General features: G+C 62.7%; 10 protein-coding genes. 6 read left to right on the top strand and 4 right to left on the bottom strand.

The genetic code is table 11. The features are described from left to right. Positions 1-11: 11 nt before the first annotated feature. Positions 12-1313: an MFS transporter gene (locus tag AWB72_RS22865; RefSeq protein ID WP_244285723.1), complete on the top strand. Its 1302-nt coding sequence runs from the start codon at positions 12-14 to the stop codon at positions 1311-1313. Here the strand turns inward: AWB72_RS22865 and AWB72_RS22870 are convergent. Together AWB72_RS22870 and AWB72_RS22875 are read right to left on the bottom strand one after the other, a co-directional pair. Then, complete coding sequence (locus AWB72_RS22870) at positions 1304-2482, bottom strand: acyl-CoA dehydrogenase family protein (protein ID WP_040053646.1); 1179 nt, start codon at positions 2480-2482, stop codon at positions 1304-1306. The two genes, AWB72_RS22865 and AWB72_RS22870, sit on opposite strands and share 10 nt — an antisense overlap. Positions 2483-2613: 131 nt before the next feature. After that, positions 2614-4101 (bottom strand): SulP family inorganic anion transporter, encoded by a 1488-nt coding sequence (locus tag AWB72_RS22875; protein ID WP_040053647.1) that lies wholly within the window; start codon positions 4099-4101, stop codon positions 2614-2616. A 295-nt stretch (positions 4102-4396) separates the two neighbouring features. Here AWB72_RS22875 and AWB72_RS22880 point away from each other — a divergent pair, with 295 nt between their 5' ends. Both AWB72_RS22880 and AWB72_RS22885 read left to right on the top strand, forming a co-directional pair. Beyond that, positions 4397-5308 carry an alpha/beta fold hydrolase gene (locus AWB72_RS22880; protein WP_052450191.1) on the top strand — a complete coding sequence of 304 codons (912 nt, stop codon included), beginning with the start codon at positions 4397-4399 and terminating at the stop codon, positions 5306-5308. After that, positions 5305-6696 carry a hypothetical protein gene (locus tag AWB72_RS22885; protein WP_040053648.1) on the top strand — a complete coding sequence of 464 codons (1392 nt, stop codon included), beginning with the start codon at positions 5305-5307 and terminating at the stop codon, positions 6694-6696. The genes AWB72_RS22880 and AWB72_RS22885 overlap by 4 nt, the downstream gene beginning before the upstream one ends. Before the next feature lie 68 nt (positions 6697-6764). Here AWB72_RS22885 and katE read toward each other — a convergent pair whose 3' ends face one another. Next, entirely contained in the window at positions 6765-8885 is a 2121-nt protein-coding gene (gene katE / locus AWB72_RS22890) for a catalase HPII (RefSeq protein ID WP_040053649.1), read from the bottom strand. Between the two features lie 194 nt (positions 8886-9079). Here katE and AWB72_RS22895 point away from each other — a divergent pair, with 194 nt between their 5' ends. From AWB72_RS22895 to AWB72_RS22900, 3 genes are all read left to right on the top strand, one after another. Further along, positions 9080-9958, top strand: coding sequence for an NmrA/HSCARG family protein (locus AWB72_RS22895; RefSeq protein ID WP_040053650.1), 879 nt, complete (start codon positions 9080-9082; stop codon positions 9956-9958). A gap of 22 nt (positions 9959-9980) precedes the next feature. Next, the gene (locus tag AWB72_RS29705; protein WP_280174596.1) at positions 9981-10109 is read left to right on the top strand and encodes a hypothetical protein; all 129 of its coding nucleotides are present in this window, start codon (positions 9981-9983) and stop codon (positions 10107-10109) included. A 252-nt stretch (positions 10110-10361) separates the two neighbouring features. Next, positions 10362-13328 carry a helix-turn-helix transcriptional regulator gene (locus AWB72_RS22900; protein ID WP_159459398.1) on the top strand — a complete coding sequence of 989 codons (2967 nt, stop codon included), beginning with the start codon at positions 10362-10364 and terminating at the stop codon, positions 13326-13328. 7 nt (positions 13329-13335) lie between these two features. On the opposite strand, the gene AWB72_RS22905 is transcribed toward AWB72_RS22900, so the two are convergent. Continuing rightward, positions 13336-14247 (bottom strand): alpha/beta fold hydrolase, encoded by a 912-nt coding sequence (locus AWB72_RS22905; RefSeq protein WP_052450177.1) that lies wholly within the window; start codon positions 14245-14247, stop codon positions 13336-13338. Positions 14248-14291 lie beyond the last annotated feature (44 nt).

Raw genomic sequence — 14291 nt, forward strand, 5'->3', positions numbered from 1 at the left:
ATTCCGTCGATATGAAATCGTCAGGACTCACGAATAATATTGCCGACGATGACCGCATCGTGGCGAAAGTCGCATGGCGCATCATTCCGTTTCTGTTTCTTTGTTATGTCGTGTCGTTTCTGGACCGCATCAACATCGGATTCGCGCAGTTGCAGATGAAGCACGACCTCGGTTTCTCCGACGCCATGTACGGACTCGGCGCGGCTGTGTTCTATATCGGCTACGTGCTGTGCGAAGTGCCCAGCAACATGCTGCTCGCGAAGTACGGCGCGCGGCGTACTTTCACGCGCATCATGCTGCTGTGGGGCATTGCATCGGTGGGCATGATGTTTGTGAGCAAGCCGTCGCATTTCTACGTGCTTCGCTTCATGCTCGGCGTGTTCGAAGCGGGCTTCTTTCCCGGCATCGTGCTGTATCTGACGTACTGGTTTCCGGCGAATCGCCGCGCGGCGGTAATGTCGGTGTTCTTCGCGGGCGTGGCCATTGCAGGCGTGCTCGGCGGACTCATCTCCGGCTGGATCATGCGCGACATGAGCGGCGTGCTCGGCCTTTACGGCTGGCAATGGATGTTCGCCATCGAAGGCGCGCCCGCCGTGCTGCTCGCGTTCGTCGCGCTGTTTTATCTGGTCGACAAGCCCGAGCACGCGCACTGGCTTTCCGATGCGGACAAGTCGCGCTTGATCGCACTCTGCGCGCAGGATCGCAACGAGAAGAAGGGTCACGATGCCCGCAGCTTCGCAGCCGCGCTTCTCAATCCGCGCGTGTATCTCTTTGCGTTCATCTATTTTTCACTGACGTGCGCGTCGCTCACGCTGAACTTCTGGATGCCGCTGATGATCCGCGACTTCGGCATCAAGGACGTCGTGCAAGTGAGTCTCTATACCGTGATACCGAATGCGATCGGCGCGGTCGGACTCATCCTCATTGCACGCCGGTCGGACCGCATGGGCGAGCGGCGCAGGCACTTCGCGTTTTGCACTATCGGCGGCGGCCTTGCGCTCGCGGCGCTGACGCTGCATCTCGATAGCTTCCCCGCCATGCTCGCCATTCTTTCGGCCGCTGCGGTGCTCATCTTCGCGGCGCTGCCGATCTTCTGGGCCGTGCCGCCGAGCTATCTGTCGGGCAATGCGGCGGCGGGAGGCATCGCGTTGATCAGCAGTATCGGCATCACGAGCGGGATCGTGAGTCCGTGGGTCATCGGCATGATTCGCACGAGTACGGGGAGCATGGATCTCGCGGTGTATCTGCTGGCGGCATTGCTCATGATGAGCGGCATCGCGCTAATGGCGGGCGTGCGCGCGAATCACGAATAGAACGATGGCTTCGGCACGCGTCCATTCAGCGCCCAGTCGCCGAGTTCGCGCACTTTATAGTCGATGGGATCGTGCAGCGTATGCACGCGCACATTGCGCCAGAAGCGATCCAGGCGCAGCGCGGCTGTGGTCGAACGCGCGCCGGTCACGTCGAACATGCGGTTCGCGACTTCCAGCCCGGCGCGCGCCGCAGCGACCTTCGACGTGGCGACCGCGACCGCCACTTCGCCACGTTCGCTTTCGGTCAGCGCGAGGCCGCGTCGCCATGCGGCATCGAATAATTGCATCGCGCGTTCGCAGAGCAGACGCGCGCCTTCGAGCGCGACATAAAAATCGCCGTAATGCGCGATCACATACGGATCTTCCGATGGCCGCTCCGCCTGCGATGCAATCCACGGACGCGTCTGCGCAAGCGTCGCATCGCGCGCGGCCTGTAACGCACCTTCGCCGATGCCGATATATATGTGGCTCAGAATCACTTGCGCGAGTAGCGGCCTCAGGCACGCGAACGGGCTGGATAGCGGGCCGGGATCATTCAGCAATTCATCCGGCGCAATGCGGACGCGCTCGAAGATGACCGTGCCGCTATCCGTCTGACGCTGACCCATGTTGTCCCAGTCGTCGAGCACGGTGATGCCTTCGCGGTTCGTCGGCGTGATGGCGATGAGCAGCTTGCCCTCGCTATCGAAAGCGGAGGCGAGCAATTGATCGGAATCGCGCGCGCCGGAACAGAAGCTCTTGCGGCCATCGAAGAGATAGCCGTTGTTGGCATCATCGGGAAGCACGCGCGTGCTCTTGTCGAGCGGATTCAGCGCGTTGCCCCAGAACCAGCCTTGCTTGACCGTCTCGCTTAGGCAATGCCGAATCTGCGTGTCGCGGCCGAAGAGGCGGATGGTCGCGAGTTGCAGATGATGGAACGCGAAGAGATGCGCAAGCGAGCTGTCGACCTGCGCCATGCGTCGAACGATATCGAGCGTGGTTGACCACGGAGCGCCATCGCCGCCGTATTCCGTGGGTATCGACAGACGGAGCAGGCCGCTTCTGCGCAGCAAAGCGCGCTCGTGAAAGGCGGTCCCGCCGGCTTTGTCGCGTGCGGCGGCGGTTTGGGCCCATTCGCGCAGGACCGCATCGAGTGGCTCGGTCCACGGGGCATTACTCATTTGACTCATTGCAGTGCCTCCTGACGTTGATCGTTTCGCTTTTCTGTCACCCGTTGGACACGCGGCGTGACTGCAAGCGTACAACGACTATTTTTTCAGCGGAAGGAGGAGCAACTCGCGACCGGAGACTGGACGCGCGATCAAGCGTATGAGAGCGCGACTCCGGCCCGTTCCAGCAAATGCAGATTCCGCGCCGACAGATTCGCGAATTTCAGATGCTTGCCCGCTTTTTGATAGCGCTCCTTGAGCGTCTCGAACGCAGCGATCGCCGAATGGTCTGCAACATGCAGATGCCGGCAATCCACGGTGACATATTGCGGGTCGCTTAGCGGCTTGAAAAGGTCCTGAAAATTAGCGGTCGATGCAAAAAACAGCGTGCCATGCAGCGTATAAGTCGACGAGCCGTCAGTGCCGCTTTCGACGTCAGCGCGAATTTCGCGCGCATGCTGCCACGCGAAGTTCAACGCCGCAATCACGATGCCGCACAGCACCGCAATGGCCAGATCGGTGAAGACCGTGATGACCGTCACGAGCACGATGACCAGCGCGTCGTGACGCGGCACTTTCCCGAGCACACGAAGCGATCCCCAGGCAAACGTCTGTTGCGCAACGACGAACATCACGCCGACAAGCGCCGCGAGCGGAATACGCTCGATGAGCGGCGAAAGAAAGAGAATGAACAGCAGGATCATGATTCCACTGGTCGCGCCGGAAACGCGACTGCGCCCGCCCGAACTCAGGTTGATCATGGTTTGACCGATCATCGCGCAACCGCCCATTCCGCCGAACAAACCGGACACGACATTCGCGAGTCCGAGTGCAAGGCATTCCCGATTGGGCTGACCGAGCGTTTCAGTGATTTCGTCAGTGAGATTGAAGGTCAAGAGTGTTTCCAGCAAGCCGACGATTGCCATCAGCAAAGCATAGGGAAACACGATCTTGAATGTCGCGATATCGAAGGGAATAGCCGGGATATGAAACGCTGGCAATGCCCCTGCTATATGCGCCATGTCGCCCAGCGTGCGCGTAGGCAAGTGAAAGAACTGACCGATCAGCCCGACGCCCACGATTGCAACGAGCGCCGGCGGCACGGCCTTGGTGATGCGCGGAAGCACATAGACGATAAGCATCGTCACGCCGACCAAGCCGCACATGATGAGTAGCGGCGTGCCATGAAGCCAGGCTTCGCCGTGCGGTGTTGCTTCCTTGAAGTGGCTCAGTTGCGCCATTGCAATGACGATAGCGAGACCGTTCACGAAGCCGATCATCACCGGATGCGGCACCATCCGAATGAGCTTGCCGAGCCGCATGAGACCGAAAAGCATCATGAGTATGCCGCTCAGAACGACGGTTGCCAGGAGGTATTGCGCGCCGTGTTGCACGACCAGCGCGACGATGACCACGGCCATCGAGCCTGCCGCACCCGAAATCATGCCGGGCCTTCCACCAAGAATCGCGGCCAGTGCACAGATGATGAAGGCGCCGTATAGGCCCATCAATGGGTTGAGGTGTGCAACGAGCGCAAAGGCAATGCACTCGGGAACGAGCGCAAAAGACGATGTGAGGCCAGCAAGGAAATTGCCGGGCATGTTCGAGAGCCACTGCTCTCGAGTCGTCGGAATCTTCATTGAAGTCGGTTTCGCGGTGGAAGATACAGGTCACGCCGTTTCAAGTAACGGTCAGTTGCGTGACGTCGCGGCAGGCAGTTCGGATAGCCGGTGACAGGAGGCGTGTCGGCGCAAGCGGCCGAGCGTGCTCGAGAAGCTACATCGGCAAGCGGCGGGGCAACCTGCCGACGAAAGAGGGTCGTAGTTTACCCTAAGGCACACCATCGCGTTTGCGAGTCGAAGCTAGACACAAAGCCGCTCGATTCGGGCGCAGCGATTGCTCGTCACGAGCGCATTCGGGAAAGACATCACTCGCATGAACGCCGTGAACCGATACGCACGATTCGCGGTTCCTATCGCAGGCGCCGCTGCATGCGCGCTCGCAGGCTGGACCGCCTACAAATGGATGCGCCTCAAGCGTACCCCCGCATTGAGCGATGAAAGCGCACGCGCGGGCATCACGGTTCGCTATACGCAGGCCGGGCCGTATCGCATGTTCTCGCGTCATGCCTCGCGCGCGAGCGCCAATACCAAGCGATTGCCCGTCGTGCTCGTGCATGGCCTCGTGATATCGAGCCGTTACATGGAGCCGCTCGCGCTTGCGTTGCGAGACGACTTCGACGTTCACGCGCCCGATCTTCCGGGCTTCGGCGAAAGCACGATGCGAAGCGGCACGCTTTCCTTGCGCGAACTCGCCGATGCATTGGCCCTGTGGCTCGCCGCGCGCGGCATCCGCAAGGCAATGTTCATCGGCAATTCGTTCGGCTGTCAGATACTCGCGGAGTTTGCCTTGCGTTATCCGGATAGCGTCGATCGGCTTGTGCTGCAAGGACCGACCGTCGATCGTCACGCGCGTCATCTGCCCGTTCAGGCATGGCGCGACCGGCAGAACGGCAAGCTCGAAAGGGCGCGTTCTCCGGCTGGCATCGGACGCATCGATTATGCGAAGGCGGGCATCATCCGCGCATGGGCGACGATGCGTGTGCTCATACGCGACCGCATCGAAAGAAAGCTCTCGCGCATTGTCGCGCCGACCCTCGTCGTGAGCGGCACGCGCGATCCGGTTGCGCCGCTCGCGTGGGCGAGAGAAGTCGCGGCGCTGATTCCCAACGGCAGGTTCATGGCGATCGATGGCGGCACGCATACGCTCAACTACGTGCACCCGCATAGCCTTGCGCTCGCCATTCGTCCGTTCCTGCTGCAAGGCGATGAGGCGCGAAGCGTATGAGCATTCCACCACGCGGCATCGCGCGTTTCGATTCGGCCGCGGGCATGGCGCAGGCGCTGGCAGCGTGCCTGCACGGCGAGCGCTTCAGCAGCCCGAGTCAGTCACCGTTGCTGGATAGCCTGATGCCGCCCATCAATCTGCTTCCGAAGCGTCAGCGCGAGTGGGTCTATACGGTCGGCGGCATGTCCGAAGGCATCCGCGAACGCGATGCGCAAGCGCTCGATGTGGAGGGCATCAGCGAATGGATTGCGGGGCTTTATCCGCAGCGCCGTTATGAAGCCGCGTTCATCGGATCGTCGAATGGCGCGTTGATGCACATGGCGGCGGCGCTTCGTCTGCCGTGGCTGCCGCAGACCTTTTTGACGCCCGTGCGCGCGCCCTTCAGCGATCCCGACGATGCGCAACGCGGCTTTCACGATGGCCTTCGCATCACCGATGCCATGCTGCGCGCCGATCCGCGCATTGCCGTGCATCACATGCAGGACCCGAATCAGGATCGGCTGATGTTGTCGGCGATGAGTTACTTCCGGCTGAAGCATCGGGCGTTGCCGCTTGCGTATCGCGAGTTTCTGCTGCGCAGTCTCGCGCCGAACGCAACGATCTATATCAACGCATGCATGCGCGACTGGCCGGTCACGCGTACCGGCGATCGTTCGTTCTATCAGTTCGGCGCAGTGGGCGGCGCGACGGAAGACGAATACTTTAGCGGCAGCCCGCGCGTGGCCGAGTACTTGCGGCGCTATGGATCGAAACGTTCGCACTGGTCCCCGCCCGCGCCCACGCAACGCGCTCCCGAAGCCGAATGGGGCTATGACGAAGCGCTCACCGCTTCCATTCTCGATCTCGCGAGAGAGAAAAACTGGCGCGTGGTGGAGATGCGCTTCGAAGATCCCGAGTCGTTCAGCTTCGTGACAGCGGCCATCTATCGCGACTGGTATCGAAGCATGGGAATGGAATCGTCGGCGCGACTCGTCGTCGATTCATTCATTCTGATGGACCCGTACATGACGATGCGCTTGCGCGCCGTTCCGTTCTGGCTCGTCTTCTGCACGGAGCCATCGGCGGAAACGTTTCGCCGCTTTCTCGATGATGAAGCGTCCTTCGATGAAATCGACATGATGCTGTTCTCGCACGGCACCGAAGGCGTCGGTGTGACGAGCATCGCGCAATGGCAGGCGTTGCTCGATAAGGCGCACAAGAACTGCCGTTTTCTTGGCGTCGATAAGCGGCGTTATCCACGCGATTTCGCGACCTTCGTGCGCTTCGACCGCGCGCTTTCACGACTTCGGCCCCAATACGAATTGCCGCCGCCGATGCCGCTCGCGCAGTTCGAAGCCGGACTGCTAACGCATGGTCCGAAGCATGGCGTGAACGTGAGAGCGCTTTGATCGTGAGCCGTGCGCGACTGTCGATCGATGAAGGTCAGGGCGCAACCACTGCGCCCTGACATCGTCGATTACGCCGGCACCGCCTCTGCCTTCTGCGCACGCGACCAGACGCGATGCTTGCTCATCGCTTCGACGAAGCTCGTCATCACGGCTGCGGCGTCGCTTCCCACTGCGATGCCTTCTTCGCCCGCCGTCAGTTGCACTGCATCGAGCAAGGTCTTGCCGTCGCCGATCGCAGCGATCGCCTTCAGATGCTTGTACGCTTCGAGCACGAAATGACGCGCGTCGCCCGAATCGGCGAGCATCTTCGCACTGGCCGCGCCGCCCGCGACGATCACGCCGTCGAACATGATGGACGGCATGCCGAGCAGCGTGGCATCGGCCTCGACGCCTGCTGCGGGCGAGCCGAGTGTCGGCGAGATGACCTTGGCGTGCGCGCCTTCTTTCGCGAGCGCGTCCTTCACTGCCTGAATGCTCGCGGCGTCCGCGCCCTTCGCAGCGAGAATGGCCACCTTGCGCGTCTTGACCGAAGGCACGGCCTTCGCGACGATGGACAGCGCGGGAGAGTCCTGCACCGACGACTTGCCGAGTTCTTCCGAGCTCGCGTTCTTTTTCGGCGCCGGAAGGCCGAGATTTTCCGCCACGCGCGCAGCCAATGTTTCATCGATGTTGGCGAGAATGCCCAACTGACGTTCGCGGATATGCTTGCGTTCGACCTTCGACAGCTCGAACGAATAAGCGCCGACGATGTGATCTTTCTCGGGCTCCGTCATGCTGTTCCAGAAGAGCGTCGCTTGCGAATAGTGGTCGGCGAAAGACGGACTGCGCTTGCGAATCTTCGAGCCTTCCACACGCTCCGTGTAGCTTTCGAATCCGCCACCCGCTGCGGCAGGCGCGGTTTCCTTGGGCCATCCGTTGTCGATCGAATTGGGTTCGTAAGATGCCTGGCCCTTATCGATCGTCTGCCGATGCATCGCATCGCGCTGGCCGTTATGCAGCGGTGCGAGCGGTCGATTGATCGGAATCTCGTGGAAGTTCGGGCCGCCGAGACGGCTGATCTGCGTGTCCGTGTACGAGAACAAACGGCCTTGCAGAAGCGGATCGTTCGTGAAGTCGATGCCCGGCACGATATGCCCCGGACAAAACGCGACCTGCTCGGTCTCCGCAAAGAAATTGTCCGGATTGCGGTTGAGCGTGAGCTTGCCGATCATCTTGAGCGGCACCAGCTCTTCGGGAACGATCTTGGTCGGATCGAGCAGGTCGAAGTCGAACTTGTGTTCATCCTCTTCCTCGATGATCTGCACGCCCAGTTCCCACTCGGGATAGTCGCCCATATCGATCGCGTCCCACAGGTCCCGCCGATGAAAGTCCGAGTCCTTTCCGGCGAGCTTCTGCGCTTCGTCCCACAGGAGCGACGCCGAGCCGATGGTCGGACGCCAGTGGAACTTCACGAAGCGCGCCTTGCCCTGTGCATTGATGAAGCGGAACGTGTGAATGCCGAAGCCTTCCATCGTGCGCAGACTCCTGGGAATCGCGCGATCGGACATGGTCCACAACACCATATGCGCCGACTCGGGCACGAGGGAAACGAAGTCCCAGAACGTGTCGTGCGCCGATGCGCCTTGCGGCATTTCGTTGTGCGGCTCGGGCTTGACCGCGTGAACGAAGTCCGGAAACTTGATTGCGTCCTGTATGAAGAACACCGGCATGTTGTTGCCGACGAGATCGAAATTACCTTCGTCCGTGTAGAACTTGACCGCGAAGCCGCGCACGTCGCGCACGGTGTCAGCCGAACCGCGCGAGCCTTGCACGGTCGAGAAGCGCACATAGACGGGCGTTTCCTTCGACGGATCCTGCAAGAACGACGCCTTCGTCAGATCGGCTTGCGACTCATAGACCTTGAACACGCCGTGAGCCGCCGAGCCGCGCGCATGGACAATGCGTTCGGGAATGCGCTCGTGATCGAAGTGCGTGATCTTCTCGCGCATGATGAAGTCTTCGAGCAGCGACGGCCCGCGCTCGCCGGCGCTCAGGGTGTTCTGGTTGTCGGCGATCTTCACGCCCTGGTTGGTCGTGAGCGCCTGACCGGTTGCATCGCTTTTCGACGCTTCGAGTGCGTCGACTTTTGCGTTGGTGTTGCTTTGCGAAGGCGTGCGAGCGACTTCGCTCGACGAAGAATCGGTGGGCATGGAAGCTCCTCCTGTGAGCGGTGTAATCTGCTGCGCAGTTGCAAAGTCCGTACCCGCAGGCGCTTCGCGTCGCGAATTCACGAATTCGAATTTCACGAATGCGCTTCGGCGGCCGAGCGTTCGCACGATTTTTTCGGAACGCCTATCGTGGCAGTCACCGGCTCGCACCGGGCCTTCATCTTCCAGGAGTCGACATGAGCATTCTCGTTACGGGCAGCACGGGCATCATCGGCACGCAGGTTCTTGACCATCTCAAGGACAGCGGTGCGGGGTTGCGTGCGCTGACGCGTTCGCCCGCGCGCGCGCATTTTCCGGCAGGCGTGACGCCGGTGCAGGGCGAACTTGCAGATGTCGATGGACTGCGCCGCGCGATGCAAGGCGTGAGCACGCTGTTCCTGCTTGCGCCCGTCGCCGCCGATGAGTTCACGCAATCGCTGCAGGCGTTGAGCATCGCGCGCGAGGCAGGCGTGCGCGGCATCGTTTATTTGTCGGTGTTCAAGGGCGACGAATACGTCGACGTTCCGCACTTCAGTTGCAAGCGCACTGCTGAACGCATGATCGAGGCGTTCGACATGCCCGCGACGATTCTCCGTCCCGCGTACTTCATGCAGAACGACGTGCGCCAGAAGGAGCCGATGCAGCAGCAGGGCATCTTCGGCATGCCCATTGGAAGCAAGGGCATCTCGATGGTCGATGTGCGTGATATCGGCGACGCGGCCGCGCGCGAGCTTCTGCGCCGCGAGCGATCGGACGTGCCGCTGCCATCGGAGACTTACGCGCTCGTCGGGCCGGACGCGATCACGTCGGCAAGCGTCGCGGCGATCTGGTCGGAAGCGCTGGGCCGCGAAGTGCAATACGGCGGCGATGATCTGGACCGGTTCGAATCGTATATGAAGACGATGACGACGCCGTGGCTCGCGTATGACATGCGGCTGATGCTGCAGCGTTATCAGCAGGATGGGGCGGTGGCATCCGCTGCCGAGATCGAAAGGTTTAGTCAATTGCTCGGGCGTGCGCCGCGCAATTACCGCGAGTTCGCGCGCGCCACGGCAAGCGAGTGGCGCGGCAAATAAAACTCCGAACGCTGCCGCTTCAGTGACCTTTCCTCACGCGGCGATGCAGGTCGACGTGACAGGCACGCTTGGAATACTCACGCGCCCGACGGCGTTGCTGGCGTCGCCCGAAACGACATCGCAGAACGACAGCCGCTCGCGCTTGTTCTGAACGCCGAAGAAGAGGCTGCGGCCATCGCCCGTGCAGAAAGGTGCTGCGGCAACGAGGCGAGGCCAAGTAACGAAGCGCTTGCTGCTGATGGCGGGCGAACGCGCTTGCCTTCGCCGCTTTGCCCGTTGCATCGCCGAGCTGGCCGGGACGGCCTCCTTGATGCCTGCGCGCAGTTTGCCTATAACCGGCTTGAAGGGACCTTGCCGGCACATTACGTCTTGCGCCACATCGCTGTCCGTTTTTCACCCTGTCATGAACGCATCGAGGACCGAGTCAGCCGGCTTTTTCGTCGGCCGCGACGACGAGATGCGGCTGGCCGAAGCGTCGCTCGCCAAGGCCGCCGCCGGGCGCGGTCATGTCGTGCTGATCGCGGGTTCCGCCGGCATCGGCAAGACGAGGCTCGCGCAGCGACTCGCGGAAAAGGCTATCGCGGGCGGGTTCGCCGCGCACTGGGCGCGATGCCCCGAGGAACCGGGCGCGCCCGCCTACTGGCCGTGGCGGCAGCTCTTCCGCTCGCATCTCGACAGCACCGGCGCAGACCTTCTCGATGCGATCGGCGAAGCGGACCGCTCCGTCATCGGCGCGGCCATACCGGAAGTGCTCGCGCATCGGACAGCGACCGGGCGATCGCCCGCGTTGCTGGATACGGCCCAGGCGCGCTTCGAATTGTTCGATGCGATCACGCGATTCTGGCAACACGCCGCGCGGCGACAGCCCGTCTTCCTGATCTTCGACGACCTCCATTGCGCCGATCCGACGTCGGTGCGGCTGCTCGCGTTCTTCGCGGGGCAACTGGCGGACGCGCCGCTGATGCTCGTCGCCACGTATCGCGACACCGATGTCTTCGCCGATCATCCGCTCAACGACGCGTTCGCGGACCTCGTGCGCACGCCCGGCTTTCGCCGTCTTACTCTGCGGGGGCTGGATCGCCAGGAATCCGGACAGTTCTTCTGCGCGGCAAGCGGCGCTGTCGCCGATGCATCGCTCGTGGAGGCGCTGCACGATCGTACGGAAGGCAATCCGCTGTTTCTGCAGGAGACCGTGCGGCTCTTGATCGAGCACCGGGACCGTACGGGGTCGCGGGCGCACGAGCAGCAGGTGCTCACGACGATTCCCGAAGGCGTGCGCAACGTGATCGCCAAGCGTGTGCGGCATCTCGAGGAAGGCGCGAGGCGCGTTCTCGCGACCGCTGCGTGCATCGGCCGAACGTTCGACACCGAATTGCTGATCTGGCTCGTCGCCGACGAGGAACTGGTGCTCACGAGTCTCGAAGCGGCGCTGCGTGCGCGCCTGATCGAACCGACGAAGCAGGAAGGCGAACTTACGTTCAGCCATGTGCTGATTCGCGACATGCTTTACGACGACCTGCTCGCCGCGCGGCGTCAACGGCTGCACGGCGCGATCGGCGAATGGCTGGAGGCGCCGGAACGCGGCAATCGCGCGTCGCGTCTCGCGCAGCTCGCGCATCATTTCGCGCAGGCCGGCTCTCATGGCGACGCGGCCAAGGCGCTCGCCTACGCGCGCGACGCCGCCGCCGAAGCCGCGCGCTCGTTCGCTTACGAGGAGGCGTCGCGGCTGTATCGTCTGGCGCTTTCGCTGCAACGCGAGCACGCCGCCGACGATGTCGCGCTGCGCTGCGATCTGCTTCTGACGCTCGGACGCGCGGAGGCCGACGTCGGCGCGGTGGAGCCGAGCCGCACCGCGTTTCTCGAAGCGGCGGAACTGGCGCGGAGGCACGGCCTCGGCGACAAGTTCGAACGCGCGTCGATCGGATTCGAGCAAGCGAACTTTCGTAGCGCACGCTCGGGCGAGGCGTCCGTTTCGCTGCTCGTCGATGCGATCAAGGCTCACGAGCGCAAGGACGCCGCGCGCGCCGAACTGCTCGCGTGCCTGTGCCGCGCGTATGTGTACTGCAATCTGCCCGACGAGGCGCAGCGCACGTGGCGTGCGTGCGTCACACTGGCGCGCGAGCTTGGCGACCCGCGCAGCCTGTATCTCGCGCTGACCGCGATTACCTCCGCCGGTTACTGGCCGTGGCTGCTGCACGAGCGCCTCGCTGCGGGGAACGAAGCGTGGTCGATCGCGCAGGCGTCGAGCGAACTTGAATGGACGCTTGCCGATCTGATGGCGTACCGGCTGTGCGATCTTTTACGCATCGGCGACATCGCCGCGCTGCGTGCCGCGCTGAATGCCGATCGCCGCGTCTCGATCGATCTCAACTCGCTCTACCATCAGGCGGTCGTGCTTTGCTTCGAGACGCTTCTTTCGATCAACGAAGGCGCGTTCGACCGCGCCGAGCAGCAGGCGGAAGGCGCGCTCGCCATCGGGCAACGCGTCGCGCGCGACGTGGCATCGACGGCATACGGCATGCAGATGTTCTGCATCCGGCGGGAGCAAGGGCGCCTGGGCGAAGTGCTGCCCGCCATGCAACTGATGGTGCGCAACAGTCCGACGGCATCGCTGTGGCGGCCGGGCATCGCGCTGATTTATGCGGAACTCGATATGCGCGATGCGGCGCGCAAGGAGTTCGACGCGCTGCGCATAGCGCAGGCGCAAGCCGTACCTGAGAACGCCGATGCGCTCACGCGTGCGTGCTTCGCGGCGGAAGTGTGCGCGTATCTGGACGATGCGGCCAGCGCGGCGACGCTGTATTGCATGCTGCATCCGTACGCGGGCGCGACGTTGCTGCTGGATATCGGCGGGCCTTGCCTCGGGGCGGCGGATCGCCTGCTCGGCATGTTGTCGGCGGTCCAGAAGCATTGGGACGCGGCGCAGAAGCATTTCATCGCCGCGATGGATATCGACGCATGCACGGGCGCGCGCGTTTGGCTCGCGCATGATCGTCACGAATACGCGGCCATGCTGCACGCGCGCGGCCTTGGCGATGACCGGCCGCTCGCGCGTTCACTGCTCGATGCCGCGCTCGCCGATGCGAAATCCTTCGGCATGGCGACGCTCGTCGCGCGCATCGAGACGCTCGCTGCACGCATCGAGGCGTGCTCCGCGGAACTCGCGTATCCATGCGGCTTGACGCGGCGAGAGGTCGAAGTACTGCGTCTTCTTGCAATCGGGCGCAACAATCGCGAGATCGGGCGCGTGCTCGAAATCAGTCCGAATACGGTCGCCAATCATATACGAAGCATTCTCGAGAAGACTTACACGGCGAATCGCACGGAAGCGGCCGCGTTCGCGAACCACGCGGGGCTGCTCGACGCATGACGCGCGATCAGTGCTGCGCGGAAAGAAAGGCGAGCAAGGCGGTATCGAAGGCCTTCGGCATTTCGACGGGCGCGAGATGCCGCCCATCCTGAATGAGTACGAGACGCGATCCGCCGATGCAACGATTCGCGGTATCGGCGGCAATGCGGAAAAACGGGCGCGTCGCGGTGCCGCGAACAATGGCGACGGGCACGGCTATCTTGCCCAGCTCCGCGCACGTGATGGCGGGCGGCGGGGGCGCGTTCAGCTGCAGCGGAATCGTCCGTGCGTTCTCCGACAACACCGCGCGCACGCGCTCGGGCAACAGGTCGTAAGTGCCCGGTGCGCCGTTGACGCCATCGACGAACGGACGCAGCGCCGCCTGCTGGTCGCCGCGCTTCGAGACCATGACGGCGGGGCCGAAAGCCTGTTGCTGATCGCTCGAAATGGCCTGGCGATCAGCGGCATTCGTGACGAAGGTCGTGAGCGATGGCTCGAACGCGAAGACGCTTTTCACGAGGTCCGGATGCTGCACGGCCACGACGAGCGCGATATCCGAGCCGTAGGACCAGCCGACGAGATGCACGCGTCCCGCATCGAGCGTGCGAATGAACGCAGCGAGGTCGTCGGCGTGCGTCTGCATCGAGAATTTCGCGCCGTCGTCGGGCCACGGGGCGTCGCCGAAGTATCGGTTCGATGGCGCGATCAGCCGATACTGCTGCGCGATCGCATCGCGCGTCAGATCCCATGCCCGGTAGTCCGCGATCGCGCCGTGAACGAGTACGACCGTTTCACCGTCGCCTTCCTGCTCATAGCTCAACGCAACGCCGTTCACGCTCGTCTGATGGATTTGCGGCTGACCTGCATCGAGCTTCGACGTTTCGCATGAGAGGAGCATCGGCAAGCTGAGCGACAGGCAAAGAAGCGCGCGCCAGATCATGTCGGTCTCCGAATGAGCGTTCGATGTGATGTTTATAAGCGACG

The organism is Caballeronia concitans (assembly GCF_001544615.1).
In the GTDB taxonomy this organism is placed as follows: domain Bacteria; phylum Pseudomonadota; class Gammaproteobacteria; order Burkholderiales; family Burkholderiaceae; genus Caballeronia; species Caballeronia concitans.

Coding starts and splice junctions, on each gene's coding strand:
- AWB72_RS22865 (WP_244285723.1), top strand. CDS start 12: ATGAAATCGTCAGGACTCACGAATAATATTGCCGACGATGACCGCATC.
- AWB72_RS22870 (WP_040053646.1), bottom strand. CDS start 2,482: ATGAGTCAAATGAGTAATGCCCCGTGGACCGAGCCACTCGATGCGGTC.
- AWB72_RS22875 (WP_040053647.1), bottom strand. CDS start 4,101: ATGAAGATTCCGACGACTCGAGAGCAGTGGCTCTCGAACATGCCCGGC.
- AWB72_RS22880 (WP_052450191.1), top strand. CDS start 4,397: ATGAACGCCGTGAACCGATACGCACGATTCGCGGTTCCTATCGCAGGC.
- AWB72_RS22885 (WP_040053648.1), top strand. CDS start 5,305: ATGAGCATTCCACCACGCGGCATCGCGCGTTTCGATTCGGCCGCGGGC.
- katE (WP_040053649.1), bottom strand. CDS start 8,885: ATGCCCACCGATTCTTCGTCGAGCGAAGTCGCTCGCACGCCTTCGCAA.
- AWB72_RS22895 (WP_040053650.1), top strand. CDS start 9,080: ATGAGCATTCTCGTTACGGGCAGCACGGGCATCATCGGCACGCAGGTT.
- AWB72_RS22900 (WP_159459398.1), top strand. CDS start 10,362: ATGAACGCATCGAGGACCGAGTCAGCCGGCTTTTTCGTCGGCCGCGAC.
- AWB72_RS22905 (WP_052450177.1), bottom strand. CDS start 14,247: ATGATCTGGCGCGCGCTTCTTTGCCTGTCGCTCAGCTTGCCGATGCTC.